Raw genomic sequence first — 22,010 nt, 5'->3', positions numbered from 1 at the left:
ATACATCAATGGGTTCTACAATCCGCGACGGCGCCATTCAGCACTGGGATGGAAAAGTCCCGTCGCTTTCGAACGGAAAGTGGCTTAAACGAGCACTTGGGGCGGCACTAAAGCGCGACAGGTCCACTTCCGTCCAGCAACGCCAGATATTTTCGCGGGGTGCATCAAGGGTCAGTTCAAGGACAAGATCGTGATTGTTTTTGGAGTCACTCATAACGCTCAACCTTTGCGCTCACCGACAAACATGATCTTCGCGCCCTGCGGATCGTCAATCTGAATCAGCCAACCACTGTCGTCTGGTAACTCATTAGGCCCCATTCGAACGGTGCCGCCCGCTTTCTCCACCGCCTCTTTGGTTGCGTCGATGTCGGTAACTTGTATCGCGAAATTCCAGAACGGCTGGGTGCTTTTTTCTGGCGCGTCCATGACGCCACCGATCATTGCGCCATCATGCATTATGAAGGTGTAGTTCCCCGTAGGCCCCATCGGCATCGCGCCGCCATTTTCCCAGCCAAACAGTTTGCTGTAGAAATCGAGCGCGGCCTTTTGGTCGGAGGTGACCAGTTCGTTCCAGCAGAAATGGCCAGGCTCCATCGGCGTGAAGGCGGCACTATCTTCGTCGCTGGTGCCACGCATCAGATAGAAATGCGCACCCTGTGGATCGGTACAAAAGGCAAAACGCCCAACGCCGGGAATATCGGTTGGTTCGATATTGATACCCCCGCCAAGCGACTTTACCTTGACTGCCGAGGCATCGACATCTTCGACCCCGATATACATAAACCACATATTCGGCATGCCCTGCGCGGGGGCAGGAGTTCGCATCACCCCGGCAACGGTTTCCTTCTTGGCAGAGGCGACACGGTAGTCCATCTCTTGTCCGCCCGGCATCTTTTCGAACGTCCAATCCATGACGCTTTCGTAAAATGACTGCGCCGCGTTGGGGTCCTGCGTCTTCAGTTCATACCAGATAGGGGTGCCTTCACGATTGGTCATTGGTCTGTCTCCTTTGTACTAGTGAACGTTTGCAGAGTTGTTCGATTGTGCGGCGACGGGCCGCTTTAATGACGCGTACTGTTTTGCAAATGGTATCCGCCTTGGTCTCGAAAAAGTTAGTGGTCCGCGTGGCTTAATAAGCATGGGCGGGAATCGCCGCGTTCAGGACTCAATTTGGCGGACCTTACCGTAGAGATAGAATACCGTAGGTTTGGTGAGTTGGTCAACAAAACCAAAATCGATCACCAATGTCTGATGCGTTGTGAACCATTCGTCCTGCACGCCGGCCTCGAACTCGGTGGATTTCGCATCTGCAATTTTGTTCTGCTCAGGTCTCGGAAGTGGCCAGGAAACCCGCACAAATGAGGGAGGGAATAGGGGGCCACATTTTGCGTCCTTCCTAAATGAGTATCAAATTCACTTTCGCGGTCTGTACCAAGTCCGAAAAATAATCGAGAGCATTTGGGCCAAGAGGGGTTTTGGAGGGCAGGGCGGAAAGGTGCTTATGTTACGGCTTAGTTGAACCAAATTGCGTCCAGTTTTCTCGCCTGCTCTCAAACCTCTTTTTTCAAAATATGCGCAATAGCCTCGAGGATAATCCCGTTGGTATTCAGGTCGGAATATCCCGCCATCGGAAGGCCGTTTTTCATGTATATTCCGGGAGAAAAACCGAAATTTTCAATGCGGGCGCGGGAGCGGACGTAATCGACCAAAGCATGGGAATATTCGTGAGGGTGAGTGGCCGCCCAGAGATACGCTGCCTTGACGCTCACAACTTCGATCGAACGTAAAAAATCGGGTTGCGTGTATTGGTCGTCATCAGAAATAACCTGAACCTTCCACGGATCTGCGAAGTCGTCGATTCTATAGCCCTGATATGTAAACCATGGGGCCATATCTATGGGGCTTTCGGAAACGCAACGCATCGTGCCGGTGGTTTGATTGTCTTCAAGTTGCGCGGAAAACAACGTGTCGGCAAGGTATTGGGTCTCTGGCGTGAAGCCCAACTCGACACCTTCTAGGAGCAAGGGTTCAGCACCAATGCTTCCGATTTTAGACGCGCTGAAAAGCAACTCGATCACCGCATCCGCGTCGGTTCGCCCGTCTAATGGCGCGTAGGGGCTTTGGGCGGAGATGCCAAAAGCGGCGTATCCTCTTGCTGCGTAATTGGTGCAATGCGAGATGAAGCGATCATAGGTGAGCAGTTCCGAAACATCGTGCATCCGGCCGTCGTGGATGGTCTCTTTGAGGGACCAGCTGGCGACTTTTTGTTCAATGAGATCGTTCAATGCGGGCGAAAAGGTTCTGAGTTGGTGAAAAGCATTGAGAAGGCGCCCAGTATCGCAAGTATTGAACGACGGCGTGGGCTCTTCTTCGTAGGCCACCTGAACGAAAGAGCCCGGAAGCTGCAATCCCTGAATCGTTACCGCAGGCAGCCCTTCGATTATACGCTCGGCCCAACTATTGAGCTCAGTCAGGCTCATCAGGTCAAGTTTCACGGCTGCGATCATGCCGAGGAGTTGGCTTCCGATATCCCACATCGTGGCATAATCGAAGAACGTATTTACGTCATCAACAAGATAGGTCGTTGAAGAAATCAGGCCAGTTTCTGCGTTTGTGAACCTCTTGAAATAACGCCAAGCGAGTTTCGCATCGCGAAGGAGTAAGTCGCGATCCAACTGCTCGCTTTGGGCAAAGGCCAATTGTTCACTGTGCATTATCTCTTGGGTTTGATGATAGACCGAACTGAGCGAGTCGGCAGGCTGGATTTGATCCGCCAATGTCGCTACATCGGTTATCCAATACCCCGAATGGTGCTTTAGTCTATTGATGATGGCTATCGTCCGTTGCCGTTGCGCGGCATTCCTATAGGATTTCTGGTCAAGGACGAGGACGGTATCTTCGAGGATCCCGATTTTTGAAGCGGCCTGTGACGACGAATTCGTTTCGTCGATAAAATGTAACCTTGGCGGGTGGAGGCTTGCCTGATGATCGACACCAGCGATCAAGTCGACCTCAGGAAAGGGAACCATCGCAATCCGTGGCGGCACTCTAGGCGTGTTCTTTTGGTCAGACTCGTCGCCAAGCATGCGACAGTTTCCGAGGCTCTCGTCGCTACTTTGGCCTGCGAGCGGACAAACATCTCCGCCATCCTCTTGCCAAGATTGAGCATGCTCGCCTGCCACGGTGAAATGAAAATTATGGGCGCGAAGCCACTCAGCAAGCTCAAGCGCGGCTTCGCTGCCGGGTTCGTCCGGCTTGCCTGTGACATCCAGCCGTAGGCCAATTACAGTTTCGGGGTCAGGAGACGCGCGGACATGGTAGTCAGTTGGGGTTGTCGGGACAATCTGCCGCGCCAAGGAAAATTCGGATATTAGGGATGCAATCTTGGTCATTCGCTGGGCGGCGAGGCCACTATTTTCCGGCGTGAGACCTTCGAGAGAGAGAGCGAGTAAAGATCGCGTGTCGTCTTGAATGCTCGCGGTCAGCGCATTTTTGATTGAATCGAAGGACTCGTTTAGCCCGAAGTGCATCCCGCCAAAAATGTGCAGGACACTCTGGTCCCAGCGGCTGTCTGCAGGTTCGATCCCGGATTCGGGCAAGCTGAGAACCGTCCGAAATCCAGCAGCTCGTACGCCACCAGGTTGATACCTCCCCGACGTCCCGAAGTTTGCCACAGTCAGCACAGAACGAGTAAGTTGATGGTCCGACTGTGCGGTCACAAGCCCGTCCTCAAGAGCACGCCGCGCTTGGGTCGCCATTCGTGATTGAAAATAATATGGTCGCTCGGACAGCGTTGGCGCCTTGAGGACGATCTCAATTTGAGCCGGATAGTCGGCTATGAAACGGCGAAGATAGCCGGCCAAACTGCTATCAGGAAGAAGTGTGCCAGTGGCAATTTCTGGCGACACAATGCAACTGACAGGGATATTTGCGCTCACGAATGGCTCAAGGAGAGCGAGGAGGCTATCGGGGGGGGTGGTGGAGGTAATGCCCGTAAGAATGAGTTGAAACGATTTGTAGGGTGATTCGGCACGAGAAATAGAAGGCAGCGCAACCATAGCGGGAAGCTGAATTCCAAGCTGCAGCATTAGATTGCGGCGACTAATTTTCATCGTTCTTTGAACACCCTCTAATTATTCCAGAATAACAACACTGTGCACCATTTCGGCGATAAAAAAGGCCATTTTATTTTAAAAATACTAATGTCTTAAGTTGTTTGCAGTGATTTGCGTCAATTGCAAGGTGCCAATTTGTTTTACTTTATATTCAGGGTGAAGCTTGGCAATTGCAAAAATATTTCAATTTCTAGGCGGTGTTTTACGGGGATTAATACTTGGGGGGTGGGAAGAGTGACTGCGCATTTCAAGAGTTCTGGCTCGAAGAAAAAGGGCCCACTTGAGCGACTACCTGTATTTTCAGATCCTGCGCGTATTCGGTCGCGCAGGGTGGCCCTGTTTGCAGTTACTCTTATTTCTACGTTTCTCCTTTGGGGTGTCGCTTTGGGACTTCAAATCGCCAAAGTGGAGAATGTTGATTTTGATTTTGCACCTTTTGCCGCCCCCCTCTCGGAACCTCTGTTTAAGGTAACAGCCAAAGCCCTTACCCTCAGCGTTCAGGGGCTGGATGAAAACTTCACAGAATCCCCCCCACCACTCGGCAAAAACGCCTTGTCGAATTGCAATGGCCAGCGGGGGCGGCGCGACGCGCTCACACAAGGTTCACGCGATATCTTCGCATTTTTGCCGATTGAGCCGATCTGGTCCTATACCTCGCTTGAGGTACATTGCGCGCAGATTGACGTACTTGTACCGGCTTGGTACGAAATATCAGGGTTAGAGCGTCCCGTCTTGAATCTAGGGACGAAGTTTGAATATGGCGACCGCATTCAGAAGCTGATAAACTCTAATCGGGATGATTTTGCGTTAATGCCAAGTATATCCCTGCCCGAATTTAGCAGCATCGAAGATGTGGAAGCGCTGGTTGGCACGGCCAAGTTGCGCCAGTCCCTTGTGGATGAGGTAATCAATATTGCAGTGGCCAATGACCTCGACGGTATCTGTCTTGATACGAGCGGCTTTCCCTCCGAGACGGTCGGCTATTCGGCGGATATACTACAGCGGCTCAAGGTAGGTTTCGCGGGGCTTAATCTAAAAACCTGTTCGGTCATGGATTTCGATAACGAATTTTGGATGGATACCACCCTTGTTGCCGCGTCTGACAGGGTTGTCATCACAATGATACGCGAACCTTTCGCAGGCTCCTTTCCGGCACCAATAGCACCACAGCAATGGTTTGTAGAATCGGCTGACTTCGTTGCGGAGCGTGTGCCTTCGGACAAGCTTGTTTTTGCTTTGGGAACTGGGGGATATGATTGGGAAAGTGGGCAGGTCGAACCGGTCAGGTCAGACTATACCTCCATAATCAGCCAGACAGTGTTGGATGAGGGGCAGGTGCTTTATTTTGATACCGACCTCAATAGCCAAGCTATCCGTGTTGACCGCGAGAAACGCCGCCACGTCAGCTGGTTTCTCGACGCCGCCTCTTTCCACAACCAACTTCGCGCGCTTGACGGATATGGTCTAGCGGGTGTCGCGGTTTGGACCATTGGGCGCGAGGATCCCGGTGTCTGGGATGTCTTGGCCCTACAGAGTGAATCCTTTGCTACTCTGAAGGATCGGCTTGCAACCGTTTCCGTTGCGGACGGCGTTCGCTATTTTGGCAAAGGATCGTTTTACCATCTGTCCTCCGAAGCCGTCTTGGGGCGCCGCAGTTTTGCAGGCGATCAGGGGGATGGCCTTATCCACGCACAAGACTACGCCGTCCTGCCTATGCCAATCCTCATTGAACGCTTTGGAGAACCCAGCGGAAACCAGATCACGTTGACTTTCGATGATGGGCCCGATCCGGTTTTCACCGCGAAAGTGCTCGATGTTCTGAAAGATAAAGGGGTTAAGGCCACATTCTTCGTCGTTGGACAGAACATCGCGCTTGCTCCAAAAGTCCTCAAGCGGATCGTGCGGGAAGGGCATATCGTGGGGTCCCACTCCTTTTTCCATCCTAAGCTTGAGGAGGTTTCACCAAGTCGGGTCAGGCTTGAACTCAACAGCGTGCAACGCATTGTTGCTGGCCTCACAGGGCATCGTATGGCGCTATATCGGACGCCCTTTGGCAAAAGCCAAGGGCCAGATACGGCGGAATTCGTACAACCGATCCGTGTTGCAACATCGCTCGGCTACATTGAGATGAGTAGCGACGTGGTTACATATGATTGGACGAATAATTCAGCCGAAGACATCCGTGAACATGTCCGCGAGGGGGCCCACAGGGGAAATCGAGTGGTTATGTTACACGATGCGGGGGGAGATCGAAGCGCAACGGTCAACGCGTTGGGGCCAATGATTGATGAGATGCGGGCGGAGGGCTATGAGTTTGTCTCGGCAACGGAAATTTTGGGGCTAAAAGTTTCCGATCTTATGCCGCTAGATGACAGTTTCGAGGCCCAGTTGCATGGCATGTCGTTCAATTTTTTGACAATGGCCAAATCGGCATTCATTACGATTTTTTGGCTAACTGTCGTGCTTGGCATTTTGCGCTCCCTCACAATTTTGTTTCTGGCGCTAACTCGACGACCCATCGGTCCGAGGGATCCCGCATACGAACCTTTGGTGACGGTCGTTGTCGCAGCCTATAATGAGGCGACGGTCATTGAAGCATCCATAAAGACGATCCTTGCCTCGGATTACAGCAACCTTCAGGTTTTGGTAATTGACGATGGTTCGAAGGACGGCACGGGGAACGTTGTCCGTTCCGCGTTCAAAAAGGACCGTCGTGTTAAGGTTCACAGACAGAAAAATGGAGGGAAATGGCGGGCCCTCAACGCGGCCTACAGGTACGTATCGACCGACATAGTGGTGGCGATTGATGCCGACACGGTTCTGCGCAAGGATGCAATCAGAAAGCTCGTGGCTCCCTTCAGTGACCCAAAAGTGGGCGCGGTCGCGGGGAACGTGAAAGTCGGAAATCGGCTCAATCTTCTGACGCGTCTCCAAGCAGTAGAATATATAACTGCCCAGAATCTCGAGCGCCGCGCATTCGACAAAATCAACGGGATGCTTGTTGTGCCAGGCGCGATTGGGGCTTGGCGTGTCGCAGCGGTCAAGGAGGCAGGGGGCTATTCAGGCGACACCCTCGCAGAGGACGCTGATCTAACCGTGTCAATCCAGAGATGTGGATACAGTGTGCGCTTTGTCGAGGATGCGATTTCAGTCACAGAGGCGCCTGCTACCCTTGTGCCTTTTCTCAAACAGCGCCTTCGGTGGACTTTAGGTATGATGCAAATGGCGTGGAAACACCGTGCCTGTTATACTGAAAAGCGTACCATTTGTCTTGTGTCGTTAACGGATCTCCAGATATTTGGCGTGTTATTCGCCCTCTTTGCGCCCATCGCTGATTTGGTCCTCATCACCACTGTCGGCGTGGCCATCAAGGAGTTTCTAGCAGGCCGACCACCGCTAGATCCTAACGCCTCATACATATTGCTCGCGGGATATATCTTACTGCCATTAATGGATATTATTTTGGCCGTTACGGCTGTACGCTTGGATCGGCGGAACGACGGTTCGGAAACCTATTCGCAACTTTGGGTCATCCCGTTCCAACGGATTTTCTACCGCCAGATGCTTTATTTCACCGTGTATCGATCCGTTTTGCGCGCCCTAACTGGGCGACTCGCGAAATGGGGAACCCTCAAGCGGATGGGCACGGTTAAGTTGAGCCAATGGACCTGAGCGCGGTCAAATCAGCTGGATAGGATTTGACAGTTGTTTGAAAGTTCTCCGGCAATCACAGGGTATCCGGAGCGCGGATTGATGATAAATGTGTGAACCGCAGTAATCCGTCGCATGCATTCATCTGCAATTTCCGGACCCGCCCTGCGACCACCAACATAGATGTCGAGCCACGGCAAACCGTTACGACCCGTGTGGCAGGGACCACCCTGAGGCGTGGGCCCGTCACCACAAACATCCTCAACGATGGCGTATTTCTGAATGGACCCAATATAGAAACGCGTACCTGAAGGGAAATCGAGAGTTTGTTTGCCGCCTACAATTGAGTGACCGACAGCAATCGTGATCGGATCATTGTAGGACCCTGTGCCTCCAGCTCGTTTATGAATGACCGGTCTTGCGATCGCAGCAGAGCCGGGCGGGGTGTTGTCCCAATAACTGTAGCCGGTCAAATAGGCGTTGAAGCTTTTTTCCTGGCCATTTGCAAGTTCACTCAACGAGGCATACGAAGTGTTCGCTCGGGTAACCTGCTCGCCAATCGCAGAGCTGCCGATGAGAAGAGACAGACCACTTAAAGCGACAATTTTTTTCAGTATCTGTTTCGACATTAGCCAAATCCTCATTCTGGTCCCAGTCTCATACCAGCATTAAGTTAGTTAATATTTAATTATATTTTGTCTTTCAGGCATTTTTGTGACAACGGAATGGCAAAAGCTAGCGGCATCCGTAGAGACTATATTTAGTGGTACTGTAGATAATAGAAACTATTACTATGTCTAGAAGTTAAGCCATTGCGTATTAGATTTGGCATGTTTTTGCCAAAAATTGCACCAGATAAGACCTATTTAGGCCGATTCATGCCAAATTTAGGCTGTTTAGGCGATATCATCCCTTTTCTGGGACAGTCATCGGGCCGGTTAGACATTGCCAGTTCGAGGCGGTTCCGGTGGTATTATGGCTTATGGATGCGGCGAATCGCGTCTATTTCATTTTTTGCCGCATTCAATATAGCGTCTCTGACGCCATTAATCTCGCTGCAAATGTGGAGCTGGGTAATGAAGCGGGTGTGGGAGAGCAGCCGAGTGCAAAGGGGGCATTTTAAAGTGGGCTGCGACACGGCTTTCCTTGAGCCGCTCGAAATCAGTGCAAGATTAAGGGCTGTGTCATGGTCCTTGGAGAGACAGTTTGCATTCGCCCCGTACCGACCACCAGTATTATGCAAATTTTGATGGCGGAGCCGTCTCCCCCAAGCAAAACATCGGCGTCAAAATCTGCCAGAAGTAAGGGCTCAAAAACCGCTGGGTCGCCTTCGGGCCAAGGCTTCCAGTAATTAGAGAATAGTATAAATTGCCTCGTTTCGGATTTGCCAGCCGCCGTCCGTTCCCATTATTGGGTTCGCCGCAATGTTCTTTGACACCCCAATACTGCTTTTGGAAACAAAATAGTGATTGATAGCGCTACTTGTCGCCACGCAAAACAGCAAGGTCGATCCATCGACGCCGGGATATGCAGTCAACTTACCAGTTGTGTCATACTCCGCGACCGCATTATTTCCATTGGCCGCGAGCAAATCACCATAGGCTGCCCGCTGCGAAGTATCTTTATTGGTGTCTACGTGCCCTGCCGTTAGGGCGCCACCCTTCTTAAAGAGGGTCATGACGCAACCTGTAAACTCACCGCTGATTACTTCCTGCCCGCCAAGGGCCACTTGGTTTATCATGCCCGAGCGATACGGAAGAATCCGTACAGCTTTCATCTTCCCCTTATCCTTACGCTGCGAGGCGTCGAAGAATTCGATCACCATGGACCCGCCGACTGGCACAACTCTGAAGCATCCATCAAACCCGGGGCGACCGGAATTTACCAACTCAGCTAGTCCCATCAACTTGGTGCCTTTGTTCAAATATCCGCTTAGCATTGTCCACTCCTGTTAAAAAAAGCCCTCTAGGTGTGTGCGGGGGTAGAGCACTCCGAACAACATGCGCGTCTTGTCATTACAAAACAAGTTTTTATCTTTGTTCGTAGAGCCGTCGTCCCTTCTACAGTGCCTCCTTCGAGCCAACATCTTGCGCGTGGCAGGCGTCGGATTTCGTGGCTGCAAAAGCCCGATCGGTTTTTGATTATGGTTACTAATAAGGGGGGGGTGGAAGGCTGTCAGTCACAGTTTAAAAAGGGTGTGATTGCGGCCAATATTGGTCAGGCGTGGCATCGGTGTATGCCACAAGTCCAATACTGCGTGTTTTGACCGTGCGCGGCAATGACGCGCACGGCTTCTTGTGCGTATTTACTCAGGATCGGCGGCAAAAGGCATCGTGCCGATCCGCAGGAACGAAGCATGGTCCCCGCCCGTGTGGATCACGTGCCGCCCGTGGTTGTCAGGCACGAGGTTCTCGGTGCCTGGCATCGCGCCGCCCAAGGTGTTGTAGCCACCCACGATCAGCCGCAACTGCTGTCCTGCATAAAGCAGCAGACCCGTTGGAAAGAGGTCAAAATCAAGCGCTACGATCTCTCCGCTGGCCAGTTTTTCGACACGGTCGAAACTGTGGACCGGCACGTCGTCGGTGGTTTTGTCCGTATCGAGTTGCCGCATTGAGGCCCGTAACCGCCCGTTTGACCCCTTGTAACTCAGGATCGAGGCCCCCTCACGGGTCATCTGTTGCATCTGTGGGCTTTTGTTCGGGATTGTGATCTGTTCCATCAAGCGCCCATCGGCGTCGAGCTTTTGCAAAAGTACAAAGATGTCCATGTCGTTAGACCCATCTGCTTGCGCGAAAAGACGTAGACGCGGGTAGCCAATGAAGGCGGTGTCTTTCTCTACGGTCATTGCAAATTCCACGCACCCATCTTTGGTGGTCGCGTCGTAACTTGCTGTTGCAGCAGAGGGTGCCTCGGTTCCCAATGTGCTTGTGCTTGCATCTTGGAAATATTGCGTGGCGACCGCCTGCTCGGGTGGGAATTGTGTTGCGGGCAGGTTGGTACGGTCAGCGCCTTCCAGATCGTGCAACGTGTATCGCACTGTTGGGGTGTCCTCCCAGCCGTTGTCGACATCCTTGAGGAAACGGTCAAAGAACCGCAGCAAGTCTGCCTGATGTTCCTCGATATAGTAGTCGGGCCATTCCATAGTGGCGTGGATGCGCAGCCATTTCTGCGTTGATCCCATGTCACGCCATCCGCGGAACGTGCCGGGGGTGTGGATCGAGTTGGAGTAGCTTGCCACCACATAAGCGGGGACGTCGATCTTGCTAAAGTCGGGGGCACGCTGTTCCCACAATTCATCGCGCAGCGGATGGGCGTCTGCGTCAAGGATCAGGTCTTCACGCTGGTTTTTGCCAATGTAGGCATTGCGCAGGGTTTTAGAGAACCCATAGTCGGGGATACCGCCGCGCAGTATGAGATCGCGGTAGATGTCGCTCATGCCTTCCCAAGGGGCGATGGCGGCTAGATGCGCAGGGCGTTCTGCGGCCATGAACCATTGCGAAACCGTGAGGTATGAATTGCCCGAAGCACCGACCTTGCCGTTGCTCCACTCTTGCGTCCCGCACCATTCTACCAAATCGTGGAAATCTTCACCTTCACGGCGGTTCCACCAACGGGCATCGCCCTCAGAATTATAAGTGCCGCGCGGATCAGGCTGGCAGACAGCATAGCCTTTGGCGCACCAGTATGCGGGATCTGGCCCCTCAAATTTCTGCAAACCTGACAGAATACTGGGGTCCATGCCCAAAAGGCTGAATAGATCGTCGTATTGAGGGGCGTTGCCACAGCTTTTGCCGTAAGGGCTCCACGCAACAATGACGGGCACTTTTTCATCAGATACAGGCCGCAGCACGTCAGTGTAGATTGTGGTGCCGTCGCGCAGGGTCACAGCTACGTCTTTATCCAAAATGATATCGACGGGCAGGGGAGCGAACTTATCGCTGACGCGAAAACCCTTGGGTAAAGTCACCGAGCCTGCGGCAAAGCCACTGAATAGCCCTTGGCGGGTTGCGTTATCTGGCAGAGCGGGCAGCTGTGCGAATGTAATATCTTTCATGGCTTTAACCTTTCCATGTGGCCGATCGCCGATGAACCACTTTTGGTCATCTGTTGGAGCCCGGCCGGTTTTGGGAGTCACGCTTTCCGTCGTTACGGGGTGGAGCGTGAGCTGGATCTGCGTTATATCAACGTTTGTAGGTATAATGAATTCACCACAGGAAATCAACGGTTGTTGATATTTCGATCTAACAGACGGTAATTGATATGAAAAAGCCTCAAGATACTTCACGCCTTGGTCGCAGGTCCGGACCAAACACAACCCGAAATGACGTGCTTCAGGCAGCACAAACCCGATTCGCTCAGGACGGTTTTAGCGCGACTTCTATCCGAAAGGTTGCGGCCGATGCAGGCGTCGATCCCGCGCTGGTAATGCAGTTTTACAAATCGAAAGACGGGCTATTTGCGGCCAGTCTTGCCCTGTCATACGAGGTTCAAGATCGCATCGCTGCCGCATTCGACGGACCCAAGGAACGTTTGGGGGAAAGCCTGACCCAAACCTTTCTAAGCTTGTGGGAGGAGAGCTCCGACACCGAGGCGCTGATGGCCACGCTGCGAGGGGCGACGTCGAACGACTTTGCCGCCGAACAACTTCGAGAGTTCGTTCAGGTCCGACTTTTGTCCGTTATTGGCCCAAAATTCGGCGACGGACAAGAAAGTGCGAGACGTGTAGGGGTCGTGATCTCGATGTTGATGGGTCTGGTGCTGACCCGTGATATGATCGGCATCCCCTTGGTGAAGAGCCTGTCGCGCAATGAGATTGCAACCATGATTGGTCCGTCAATTCAGAGCATTCTTGAAGGCCAGTGACATTGCGGTCATTTGTATATGGCTCTCGTTAAACGATTGAGCAATGCATGGTGACGCTCAGATGACCTCTGATAGGTCAAAACAGGCCCAAGGATTCGGCTTAGGCTGATAGTGTGCGGCGTTGATCCCCGCATTTGTTAGAGGTGTACGTGGTCGGGGTTTTTGGGTCCAAGGGCGGCGTAAACAAAGAGAGAGTTTGGCTCATCAGGTTGGTTTCATTATGCGGCGCGTTGTCTGTGATGCAAGGGGCGCGCTTCGAGCATCTTTCGTTTGATCCTTTTTCGGTGATGCAAGCATGCCCTGCCGGTCAAAGGGTAACGCTGGTGATTATATTGATCGACGAAGGCGTCGATTAGCGCTTCGAGATCGCCGGGCAGGAAGTGGTTTTCTAGCAGGATGCGGTTCTTCCGGGCTTGACGCCATCACCCCACTAGCCCGGCGGTCGCAGCTTGCGGCGATGAGAGGGGGTCTTGTCCTGTGTCTGGGGATGATAGGCTTCGGAGCCCCCCGTGATAGCAGAGTTTTTCACATTTAGTTTTTGCCTGCAGCGTTAGAATTCCGCGTCGAATCGACTGTATCGCTGAACTCTGATGCATGACGAGACCAACGCTCCATGAGTATCCGTCGCTTATCCAGCAAGTCTGATCGCGCGTAAGCCCTCTCTACATCCGAGCCAACGCGATGCGACAAGCTCATTTCAGCAACTTCGCGCGGCACGTTCGCCACCTCAGAGGCCCAATCCCTAAATGTAGACCGGACCCCATGCACAGTGACACCTTCAATGGCTCGATGATCGCCAGAATTTCATCTGTCAACGGCACGCGGTGTGCTTCGTCAGTCTTCATCCGTTCTGCGGGGCAGGTCCAAAGGCTCTTCAAAGTTGACTTCCTCCCAACGCAAGCCTAGGACATCGCTCGCTCGTGATCCTGTCAGGCAGGTAAATATTATCGCTTTTGCCGCCATCGCCTTGCGGCCTTTCAGGACGGATTAGAAGGTCGGCACATCTTTCCAGTGCATCGCACTGTGGTGCTTGGGTTTGGCTTTCCCCTTCGGCAGAGCCTGTGCATCTCTAATAACCGTGACTGGGTTCTCTCCCGACCGAAACCTCTTTGATCGCGCCACGTCCAGAACAATCTTGATCCGTTGCGTTAAGTGTTTTGCGGTTTCATGCTTTTTCGTCCAAATCGGCGCAAGGCACTTCATCACTTCAGGCTGTTCAATCGCATTAATCGGCATTTGTCCAATCTTGGGGAAGGCGTCGTCGTGCAGCGTATTAATCCACTGCTGGCCGTGCTTGGCGTTCTTCCAAGCTGGAATGCGTTCGATGTGAACTTGCTGAGCAACTTCCTCGAAAGTTGGTATCTTCCGAGCACCGTTAAAGCGGGGGTTCAAGCCCTGCTTTGCCATCCGACGATATCCCAGTGCCCGCTCGCGCACATGGTTTAGAGTCACAATGTCAGCGCCGCCCAATCCAAAGTCAGTGCGCAAAGGGTCACCCTTTTTGTTTTTCTGACCTTTAACAACGACGCGGACAATCCAGCGCCGCGCGCCGGACGGGGCGACAACAAGATAGAGGCCGCCGCCATCACCGTGACGCCCAGCATGAAGGTTTTCCACTAGCTTCTTAGTTAGTTTGCCAGTTAGAGCCATTTCAAAAATACCACATTCCACTTAAAGAATGAGTGCGAGCATCATCGACAGAAACTCAACATAAAGCTATATTGATGTTTTTCCAATGAAATAAAGCAAAAGGGTCGCCCAAGGCGACCCACTATAGTCGTGCAAAATTGTATGGTGGCGGAGACGAAGGGATTCGAACCCTCGAACGAGTCACCCCGTTACTCCCTTAGCAGGGGAGCGCCTTCGACCACTCGGCCACGTCTCCGAGGAGCGGTTTAGCCCGTAACTCCCTAGAGATACAAGCCTTTTTTCGAAAAAAAATATAAAGAAGCCAAGTTCCTGTTTTTGTTGATTTTCCCCATTTTGCCCGGTTTCTACAATAAAAAAATTGTGCAAGTTTTTGCGAGCCCGAGTTCAAAAAACTCTGCACTGAAACAAGGGAGCTTAAGCGGGCCATGGTCCAACGCCTTGCACAAAAATCGGGGCTTCTAGATTCTAATTTTGCTGATCTGTTGTAGCTGCTTAATGGGCTATTCTCGAGAAAATCTTTGTGTCTCGTTTTCCAATAGAGTGCTTCAATTAGGCAAATAAAATCCGTATCTGAAACTTCTGTGACCGTTATAAATGGGACCTTCAGCGTAGCGGTCAATAGGGACTAAATAGGGCTTTTATACTTCGGAACACCCGGTGATTGCATTGTGCCGCAGGGAGGAGGGGATGCGAGCGTCGTTGTTTGGGTGTTGCTCGCTTGATCAACTCGTGACTTTTTAGATGCCTTTGTCACATTCAAAAGGGAGGTCATCTGGCGTGACTAGTGCAAGATGACCTCTCCATAGACCAAGGAAATGGTTTATGTGTTGAAGAGGAAATGCATGACGTCGCCGTCTTTCACGAGGTAGGCCTTGCCCTCTGAGCGCATTTTTCCGGCTTCTTTCGCGCCAGATTCGCCATTGTTCGCGACAAAGTCGTCAAATGCGATGGTTTCCGCGCGAATGAACCCTTTCTCGAAGTCGCCGTGAATAACTCCGGCGGCTTTTGGGGCTGTGGCTCCGGCGGGAAATGTCCATGCGCGGGCTTCTTTGGGGCCTACGGTGAAATAGGTGTTAAGGTGGAGGAGTGCGTAGCCAGCCCGGATCAGGCGATCGAGGCCCGCTTCTTCTAGGCCCATTTCTGTAAGGAACATTTCGGCTTCGTCGGCTTCGAGCTGGCTGATTTCTTCTTCAATAGCTGCTGAGATGACAACTGTTGCGGCCCCTTGTTCGGCGGCCATTTTCGCGACGCGTGCGGAGAAGTCGTTGCCTTGGGCGGCTGCGGATTCTTCAACGTTGCACACATAGAGGATAGGTTTGGATGTGAGCAGTTGAAGGAGAGACCAAGCCCGCGCGTCGTCTTCGTCGACACTAATGGAGCGAGCAGGGTTGCCAGCTTCAAGAGCGGCAAGGGCAGCTTTTAGCAGGCGTTCTTGTTGAATAGCGTCTTTGTCGCCACTGCGTGTTTTACGTTGCAGGCCTTGAAGGCGCTTTTCGATGCTTTCCATATCGGCCAACATCAATTCGGTTTCGATGGTTTCTGCGTCTTCGACAGGATCGACGCGGCCATCGACGTGAGTGATGTCGTCGTCCTCAAAGCACCGCAGAACGTGTGCAATGGCATCACATTCGCGGATGTTGGCGAGGAACTGGTTGCCGAGGCCTTCGCCCTTGGACGCGCCTTTTACGAGGCCCGCGATATCGACGAAGGTCATACGTGTTGGGATGATTTGCTTTGAACCGGCTATGGCGGCCAATTTATCAAGGCGTGCGTCAGGCACCGCGACTTCGCCAACGTTTGGCTCGATTGTGCAGAACGGGAAGTTCGCGGCCTGAGCGGCGGCTGTTTTTGTCAGCGCGTTAAACAAGGTGGATTTGCCCACATTTGGCATTCCGACGATACCCATTTTGAAACCCATTACACACTCCATTGGCTGATGTTGGGGCGCATGTAGGGGCCATGTGGGGCCAAGGTCAAGCGGGGCATTGATTTCCGGCTGATTTTACCGCAAACCATAGCGTAAATGTGCCCAATCTTCGGGCTGGATATAAGAATGACATCGGGAATGGCTATGACACGGATCGACGATAAATTTGCTGAACTCAAGGCTGCGGGCAAAAAGGCCTTTGTGACATATGTGATGGCGGGCGATCCGAACTATGCGGAATCCCTTGAAATCGTGAAAGGTTTGCCGGATGCTGGGGTGGATATCATCGAGCTTGGCTTGCCGTTTACCGATCCGATGGCCGATGGGGTAACGATTCAATTGGCGGGCCAACGCGCGCTTGCCGCGGGAATGTCGCTTCAGCGCACACTTGATCTGGCAACGGAATTTCGCAAGGGCGATGATACAACGCCGATCGTTTTGATGGGCTATTACAACCCGATTTACAGTCGCGGGGTCGCAAAATTCCTCGTTGATGCAAAGGCTGCGGGAATCGATGGCATGATCGTGGTGGATTTACCGCCCGAAGAAGATGTCGAGCTGTGCATTCCCGCTCAAGCCGCTGGGATGAACTTCATTCGTCTGGCGACGCCCACGACGGACGATAAACGCTTGCCTAAGGTTCTTCAAAACACATCGGGGTTTGTGTATTACGTTTCGGTAAACGGAACGACGGGTGCCGCAGAGGCCGAGGTTGGCGACGTGGGGCCAGAAGTGGCGCGAATTAAATCCCAAACCGACCTTCCAGTGATTGTTGGCTTTGGTATTAACACGCCGGAAAAAGCCGAGAATATTGCGCGGACAGCGGATGGCTGTGTGGTTGGCTCGGCAATTGTCGCGCAAATTGGCGCAGGTAAGTCTGTGGCGGATGTTTTGAGCTTCGTTGCAGGCTTGGCCGAGGGCGCACATCGCGGCTAGCGGCCCCGTTTTTATACCTTTATGGATTGAGCCTCGCCATCCCGCGGGGCTTTTTTCGTTTCATAGTTCCGTCTGAAAAATTTCTGGTCTTGCCCGAGTTTTTACCTTATATGGGCGGTATTGGTAAGATGTTGTTACCAAAATAGAGGAAAGCAACCTAAAATGGCCGTTATCACCAATATCCAAGACCTCAAAGACCTCCACAAAAAACGCACTCCCAAAATGTTCTATGATTATTGCGAGAGTGGCAGTTGGACTGAGCAAACCTTCCGTGAAAATACCACGGATTTTGCGCAAATTCGCCTGCGCCAACGGGTGGCAGTGAATATGGAAGGTCGGACGACCAAAACAAAGATGATTGGCCAAGAGGTTTCGATGCCCGTTGCGCTCGCGCCTGTTGGGTCGACAGGTATGCAATGTGCGGATGGTGAAATCAAAGCGGCAAAGGCGGCGGAAAAATTCGGCGTGCCCTTCACTTTGTCCACGATGGCAATTTGTTCTATTGAGGATATCGCCGAGAACACAACAGCGCCTTTCTGGTTCCAGCTTTATGTGATGCGGGACGAGGAATTTACCTCGGGACTGATTGCGCGCGCCAAGGCGGCGAAATGTTCGGCGATGGTTTTGACGCTGGATCTTCAGCTTTTGGGGCAGCGCCACAAAGATCTAAAGAACGGGCTGAGTGTCCCTCCGAAACCAACGCCAAAAGCCATTTTCGATTTGGCACAGCGCTGGAAGTGGGGCGTGGGCATGTTGGGCACCAAGCGCCACACGTTCCGCAATATTGTGGGTCATGCCAAGGGTGTTGAAAATATTGCGTCGCTTTCAAAATGGGCGGATTCGCAATTTGATCCGCGCATGGATTGGGATCAAATTAAACGCCTGAAGGACGAATGGGGCGGCAAGCTTATCCTGAAGGGGATTTTGGACGCAGAAGACGCGATCAAAGCGCTCGAAGTTGGCGCGGATGCCATCATTGTGTCCAACCACGGGGGGCGGCAACTCGACGGTGCGCTGTCGTCCATTCGCTCGTTGCCTGCGATTATTGATGCGGTTGGCGACAAAATCGAAGTGCATATTGATAGCGGAATTCGCAGCGGCCAAGACGTTCTAAAAGCAATGGCGATGGGGGCAAAGGGCACCTATATTGGCCGCGCCTACATCCACGGTTTGGGCGCAATGGGCGAAGAGGGCGTCACCAAAGCACTGGAAGTGATCCATAAGGAGTTGGATTACACCATGGCGCTTTGCGGGCACCGTGACATCGAAAAAGTTGGGCGCGATATTTTGTTGATCCCCAAGAATTTCGAAGGTGACTGGCAGTAATTAATCGATCCGCGCATCCCGCCGAAGCAATTTGAGCAAAAGCGGGATGGCGAGAAGGATGAGCGCCACAAAGACAAATGACGCACGTAGGCCAACCGCTCCCGCAAGGAAGCCAACAATTGGCGGTCCGACGAAAAATCCAAGATAGCCAATGACCGCTACCCGTGAAATTGCTTGTGCGCGGATTTCGTCGGGCACACGTCGTCCGACGAGGGCGAAAACCATCGGCGCAATGACCGAAACCCCTAATCCAAGAAGGCCAAACCCGACATAGGCCCAGATTGGCGTTGGTGCAAAAGCCGCTATGGTTGCGCCAACTGCCGCCAAAAGTGACCCAAACAACACGACACGTGCCTCGGATATACGAGAGACAATGACTTGCCCGCCAAAGCGGCCAAATCCCATCGTGAGGCCCAGCATTGCAGGACCAAAAGCGCCTTCAGCGGCCCCGCCACCTAGATTGCGTTCGATGTGGAGGGCGGACCACCCCTCAACGGCATTCTCTGAAAGAAACGCAGCAAAGACAATTAGCCCTCCCCAAAATACGGCCCCCCAAAGAGCAGGTTTTGTGTCCGCTTGGGAAATTCCAGCGGGTGTTGATGCTCGTGGTTGGATCATCCCCAATGCCGTTATCGAGATTAGAATTAGAAGCCCAAACGCCACACTATTGATCGAAGCGCCATCGTCTCGCAGTAGACCCGCCGTGATGGCAGAGGCCGCATATGCGAAGGAGAAAAGGGCGTGGTTGAGGTTCATCAAAGACGTGCGTTCGCGGCTTTCTATCACCGAAAGGCGAGCGTTCATGACCACATCAAGGAGGCCTGAAAAAGCTCCAACAAAGAACATCAACGCGCCAAATAACACCGGCCCTTGGGCCAGAATCGGAAACTGAAAAGCCACTGCAAGGAGGACAGCGCCGATTGCCATGCCATAGCGCCCCGCCAGCCGATCAAAAATAGGAGCGAGCCACATTGCCGTGACCGCACCAACCGCACCGCACAAAAGGACCCAGCCAAATACGGCATCGCTTGCGTTAATTTGCGATTTAATATCAGGAGCATAGGCCGCAAAAATGCCCCAAGTGAACCCCTGAGCCATAAAGGCCGGTGCGGTAACTCTGGACAAATGAAAGGATTTTTTGAGTTGCATTCGACACGCGTCGCACGGGCTTTTTTACAAAGCAAGGCTCAAAGCAGAGCGAAATTAAATTTTCCCTTCACATAGTAGGGATTCTCCCATATACGCGCGACTTCATCGGGCCTTACACCCTTGGAGGAAGGCCCTCTAAACTTAGGAGAATTACTATGGCTGGCAAAATTCCAGACCTAGAAGTCACAGCGCGTACGGGGACAGGCAAGGGGGCCGCTCGTCAAGCACGCCGTGAAGGACTTGTACCAGGTATTGTTTACGGTGGCGGCGCAGAGCCCCAAGCGATTAGCATTCCGTTCAATGTACTTTTGAAGCGCCTCAAAGCGGGCCGTTTCCTTTCAACATTGTTCAACCTGAAAGTTGAAGGCCAAGACGACGTTCGCGTTATCTGCCGGAACGTTCAGCGCGATGTTATAAGAGACTTGCCAACACACCTCGACCTTATGCGCCTTAAGCGTTCAAGTGTTGTGTCACTCTTCATCCACGTTGATTTCATCAACCATGAAGAATGCCCTGGCTTGAAAAAAGGCGGCACATTGACTGTTGTACGTCCAGAAGTTGAACTTGCGGTTACAGCTAGTGACATTCCTGAGAGCCTGACAGTTGATCTGACCGGTCTCGAAGTTGGTGACACAATCACAATCTCGAGCATCAAGCTTCCAAAAGGTGCTAAACCAACAATCGATCGTGATTTCGTTATTGCGAACCTTGCAGCACCGTCGAGCCTTCGTTCTGCGGATGATGAGGCAGACGAAGCTGCAGCTGAAGACGCTGCGGCCGAAGGCGAAGCAGGCGAAGAATAAGCAGTTAGCTTCGTGTGATTGGGATATCTCTTTCACATTGAAAGAATTGAAACGCAGGGCCAGTGGTCCTGCGTTTTGCATTCAGACGTTCGACTTTCAGAATTTAGCGCAAAATTGCGCTGAGGGCTGGCAATAACCGCGTCCCTCGGCATAGAGTACCCCAATCGTTGGAATTTATACGAAAAGGGACGCTCAAATGACCTGTGTTTTCATCCAAATTCGCTGCAAGCCCGGCACGACCTACAAGGTTGCCGATGAAATCACCCTGCGTGAAATCCATTCGGAACTCTATTCGACCAGTGGAGACTTTGACCTCCTGATGAAGGTCTATATTCCCGAGGGGCAGGACGTCGGCAAATTTATCAATGATAATTTGCTCACGATTGAAGGTATTGAGCGCTCGCTCACCACGCTGACATTCAAAGCATTTTAGATAAAACAGGGAGATTAGAATGGGAATTCTGAAAACATGCGCGCTTGCATTGGGAACTGCGGCCTTGGCAACGGCGTCAATCGCGGAACCACTGAAAGTCGGAATGATCACCACGCTTTCGGGTGGCGGCGCTGGGCTTGGTATTGATGTGCGGGACGGGTTTATGCTCGCAGTGAAGCAAGCGGGTGTGGATTTTGACGTCGTGATTGAAGACGATCAGCGCAAGCCTGACGTTGCTGTGCAACTCGCTGACAAGATGATCCAATCCGAGAAGGTCGATGTCCTCACGGGGATTATCTGGTCCAACCTTGCGATGGCGGTTGTGCCTGCTGCGACGGCACAGGGCAAATTCTATCTATCGCCCAACGCGGGGCCATCAGCGCTCGCGGGCAAAGGGTGTCACGCTAAATATTTCAATGTCGCATGGCAAAATGACAACCTGCACGAAGCAGCGGGGGCCTTCGCCACGGACGCTGGATATGCCAGTAGTTTTATTCTTGCGCCGAATTATCCTGCCGGACAAGACGCGCTCACAGGATATAAACGGTTCTACAAGGGCGACGTAAAAGGCGAAATTTACACCAAACTTGGTCAAACAGATTATGCAGCCGAGATTGCGCAAATTCGGGCCTCTGGTGCTGAGAACGTGTATTTCTTCTTGCCGGGCGGTATGGGGATTTCCTTTCTCAAACAATACGCGGACAGTGGTGTGGACTTGCCCCTCGTTGGCCCTGCATTTTCCTTCGATCAGGGAATCCTGCAGGCCGTTGGGAGTGCTGCATTGGGTGTGAAAAATACATCCCAGTGGAGTAAAGACATTGATAATGCCACAAATTTGGCATTCGTTGAAAGCTTTCAAGCTGAGTATGGTCGCCTTCCCTCGCTTTATGCAAGCCAAGGGTTTGATACAGCGAACCTCCTGATTTCAGCCGCGGCTGTAGCGGATGTAAACGACGCGGATGCTTTCCAAGCGGCGCTCGAAGCTGCTGATTTTGACTCCGTTCGCGGCGATTTTTCCTTTGGGCCAAATCATCACCCCATTCAGAACATCTATGTACGTGAGGTGATTCAAGAGGGTGACGTTTTCACAAATAAAATCGTGGCAACAGGCCTGAGCAACCATTCGGATGCCTATGCGGTAGACTGCAAAATGTAAA

General features: G+C 52.4%; 15 protein-coding genes, 1 tRNA gene and 1 pseudogene. 7 read left to right on the top strand and 10 right to left on the bottom strand.

Annotated features, from left to right (window positions below; all coding sequences use genetic code 11):
• Positions 1-219: 219 nt before the first annotated feature.
• Positions 220-996, bottom strand: coding sequence for a VOC family protein (locus AB9F29_RS07090; RefSeq protein WP_369755090.1), 777 nt, complete (start codon positions 994-996; stop codon positions 220-222).
• Between the two features lie 554 nt (positions 997-1,550).
• Entirely contained in the window at positions 1,551-4,112 is a 2,562-nt protein-coding gene (locus tag AB9F29_RS07085; protein WP_369755089.1) for a DUF3131 domain-containing protein, read from the bottom strand.
• 237 nt (positions 4,113-4,349) lie between these two features.
• Between AB9F29_RS07085 and AB9F29_RS07080 the strand changes: the two genes are divergently transcribed.
• Positions 4,350-7,787, top strand: a complete 3,438-nt coding sequence (locus AB9F29_RS07080; RefSeq protein WP_369755088.1) for a glycosyltransferase — start codon at positions 4,350-4,352, stop codon at positions 7,785-7,787.
• Positions 7,788-7,798: 11 nt separating this feature from the next.
• Here AB9F29_RS07080 and AB9F29_RS07075 read toward each other — a convergent pair whose 3' ends face one another.
• The 3 genes from AB9F29_RS07075 to AB9F29_RS07065 form a co-directional block, all read right to left on the bottom strand.
• Positions 7,799-8,395 (bottom strand): hypothetical protein, encoded by a 597-nt coding sequence (locus AB9F29_RS07075; protein WP_369755087.1) that lies wholly within the window; start codon positions 8,393-8,395, stop codon positions 7,799-7,801.
• Positions 8,396-9,117: 722 nt separating this feature from the next.
• Positions 9,118-9,705, bottom strand: a complete 588-nt coding sequence (locus tag AB9F29_RS07070) for a hypothetical protein (RefSeq protein ID WP_369755086.1) — start codon at positions 9,703-9,705, stop codon at positions 9,118-9,120.
• 366 nt (positions 9,706-10,071) lie between these two features.
• The gene (locus AB9F29_RS07065; RefSeq protein ID WP_369755085.1) at positions 10,072-11,820 is read right to left on the bottom strand and encodes a CocE/NonD family hydrolase; all 1,749 of its coding nucleotides are present in this window, start codon (positions 11,818-11,820) and stop codon (positions 10,072-10,074) included.
• Between the two features lie 206 nt (positions 11,821-12,026).
• Between AB9F29_RS07065 and AB9F29_RS07060 the strand changes: the two genes are divergently transcribed.
• The gene (locus tag AB9F29_RS07060) at positions 12,027-12,629 is read left to right on the top strand and encodes a TetR family transcriptional regulator (protein ID WP_369755084.1); all 603 of its coding nucleotides are present in this window, start codon (positions 12,027-12,029) and stop codon (positions 12,627-12,629) included.
• A gap of 218 nt (positions 12,630-12,847) precedes the next feature.
• Here the strand turns inward: AB9F29_RS07060 and AB9F29_RS07055 are convergent.
• The 4 genes and pseudogenes from AB9F29_RS07055 to ychF all read right to left on the bottom strand — a co-directional run.
• A pseudogene (locus AB9F29_RS07055) lies at positions 12,848-13,051 on the bottom strand (IS3 family transposase); the annotation flags it as partial.
• Between the two features lie 565 nt (positions 13,052-13,616).
• On the bottom strand, positions 13,617-14,279 hold the full coding sequence (locus AB9F29_RS07050) for a tyrosine-type recombinase/integrase (RefSeq protein WP_369755083.1): 663 nt from the start codon (positions 14,277-14,279) through the stop codon (positions 13,617-13,619).
• A 145-nt stretch (positions 14,280-14,424) separates the two neighbouring features.
• Positions 14,425-14,514 (bottom strand) — tRNA-Ser (locus AB9F29_RS07045).
• A 585-nt stretch (positions 14,515-15,099) separates the two neighbouring features.
• Positions 15,100-16,197: a redox-regulated ATPase YchF gene (ychF, locus tag AB9F29_RS07040; RefSeq protein WP_335587003.1), complete on the bottom strand. Its 1,098-nt coding sequence runs from the start codon at positions 16,195-16,197 to the stop codon at positions 15,100-15,102.
• 153 nt (positions 16,198-16,350) lie between these two features.
• Here ychF and trpA point away from each other — a divergent pair, with 153 nt between their 5' ends.
• Entirely contained in the window at positions 16,351-17,142 is a 792-nt protein-coding gene (gene trpA, locus AB9F29_RS07035; protein WP_369755093.1) for a tryptophan synthase subunit alpha, read from the top strand.
• A gap of 162 nt (positions 17,143-17,304) precedes the next feature.
• Positions 17,305-18,468, top strand: coding sequence for an L-lactate dehydrogenase (locus tag AB9F29_RS07030; RefSeq protein ID WP_369755082.1), 1,164 nt, complete (start codon positions 17,305-17,307; stop codon positions 18,466-18,468).
• Here AB9F29_RS07030 and AB9F29_RS07025 read toward each other — a convergent pair whose 3' ends face one another.
• On the bottom strand, positions 18,469-19,617 hold the full coding sequence (locus AB9F29_RS07025) for an MFS transporter (RefSeq protein WP_369755081.1): 1,149 nt from the start codon (positions 19,615-19,617) through the stop codon (positions 18,469-18,471). It abuts the gene before it with no gap.
• 155 nt (positions 19,618-19,772) lie between these two features.
• Between AB9F29_RS07025 and AB9F29_RS07020 the strand changes: the two genes are divergently transcribed.
• The 3 genes from AB9F29_RS07020 (at position 19,773) to AB9F29_RS07010 (ending at position 22,009) form a co-directional block, all read left to right on the top strand.
• A complete protein-coding gene (locus AB9F29_RS07020; protein ID WP_335585246.1) occupies positions 19,773-20,420 on the top strand; it encodes a 50S ribosomal protein L25/general stress protein Ctc in 648 nt (215 codons plus the stop codon).
• Between the two features lie 196 nt (positions 20,421-20,616).
• Positions 20,617-20,853, top strand: a complete 237-nt coding sequence (locus AB9F29_RS07015; RefSeq protein WP_039000680.1) for an Lrp/AsnC ligand binding domain-containing protein — start codon at positions 20,617-20,619, stop codon at positions 20,851-20,853.
• Between the two features lie 19 nt (positions 20,854-20,872).
• Positions 20,873-22,009 carry an ABC transporter substrate-binding protein gene (locus AB9F29_RS07010; protein WP_369755080.1) on the top strand — a complete coding sequence of 379 codons (1,137 nt, stop codon included), beginning with the start codon at positions 20,873-20,875 and terminating at the stop codon, positions 22,007-22,009.
• The last annotated feature ends 1 nt before the right edge of the window (position 22,010 follow it).

The organism is Falsihalocynthiibacter sp. S25ZX9 (assembly GCF_041205405.1).
In the GTDB taxonomy this organism is placed as follows: Bacteria; Pseudomonadota; Alphaproteobacteria; order Rhodobacterales; family Rhodobacteraceae; genus Falsihalocynthiibacter; species Falsihalocynthiibacter arcticus.
The sequence above is the reverse complement of the archived record's forward strand: the minus strand, read 5'-3'. Positions and strand labels throughout refer to the sequence as shown.

Bases quoted from the DNA above. Each gene is read 5' to 3' on its own strand.
- AB9F29_RS07090 (WP_369755090.1), bottom strand. From the start codon at position 996: ATGACCAATCGTGAAGGCACCCCTATCTGGTATGAACTGAAGACGCAG.
- AB9F29_RS07085 (WP_369755089.1), bottom strand. From the start codon at position 4,112: ATGAAAATTAGTCGCCGCAATCTAATGCTGCAGCTTGGAATTCAGCTT.
- AB9F29_RS07075 (WP_369755087.1), bottom strand. From the start codon at position 8,395: ATGTCGAAACAGATACTGAAAAAAATTGTCGCTTTAAGTGGTCTGTCT.
- AB9F29_RS07070 (WP_369755086.1), bottom strand. From the start codon at position 9,705: ATGCTAAGCGGATATTTGAACAAAGGCACCAAGTTGATGGGACTAGCT.
- AB9F29_RS07065 (WP_369755085.1), bottom strand. From the start codon at position 11,820: ATGAAAGATATTACATTCGCACAGCTGCCCGCTCTGCCAGATAACGCA.
- AB9F29_RS07060 (WP_369755084.1), top strand. From the start codon at position 12,027: ATGAAAAAGCCTCAAGATACTTCACGCCTTGGTCGCAGGTCCGGACCA.
- AB9F29_RS07050 (WP_369755083.1), bottom strand. From the start codon at position 14,279: ATGGCTCTAACTGGCAAACTAACTAAGAAGCTAGTGGAAAACCTTCAT.
- ychF (WP_335587003.1), bottom strand. From the start codon at position 16,197: ATGGGTTTCAAAATGGGTATCGTCGGAATGCCAAATGTGGGCAAATCC.
- trpA (WP_369755093.1), top strand. From the start codon at position 16,351: ATGACACGGATCGACGATAAATTTGCTGAACTCAAGGCTGCGGGCAAA.
- AB9F29_RS07030 (WP_369755082.1), top strand. From the start codon at position 17,305: ATGGCCGTTATCACCAATATCCAAGACCTCAAAGACCTCCACAAAAAA.
- AB9F29_RS07025 (WP_369755081.1), bottom strand. From the start codon at position 19,617: ATGCAACTCAAAAAATCCTTTCATTTGTCCAGAGTTACCGCACCGGCC.
- AB9F29_RS07020 (WP_335585246.1), top strand. From the start codon at position 19,773: ATGGCTGGCAAAATTCCAGACCTAGAAGTCACAGCGCGTACGGGGACA.
- AB9F29_RS07015 (WP_039000680.1), top strand. From the start codon at position 20,617: ATGACCTGTGTTTTCATCCAAATTCGCTGCAAGCCCGGCACGACCTAC.
- AB9F29_RS07010 (WP_369755080.1), top strand. From the start codon at position 20,873: ATGGGAATTCTGAAAACATGCGCGCTTGCATTGGGAACTGCGGCCTTG.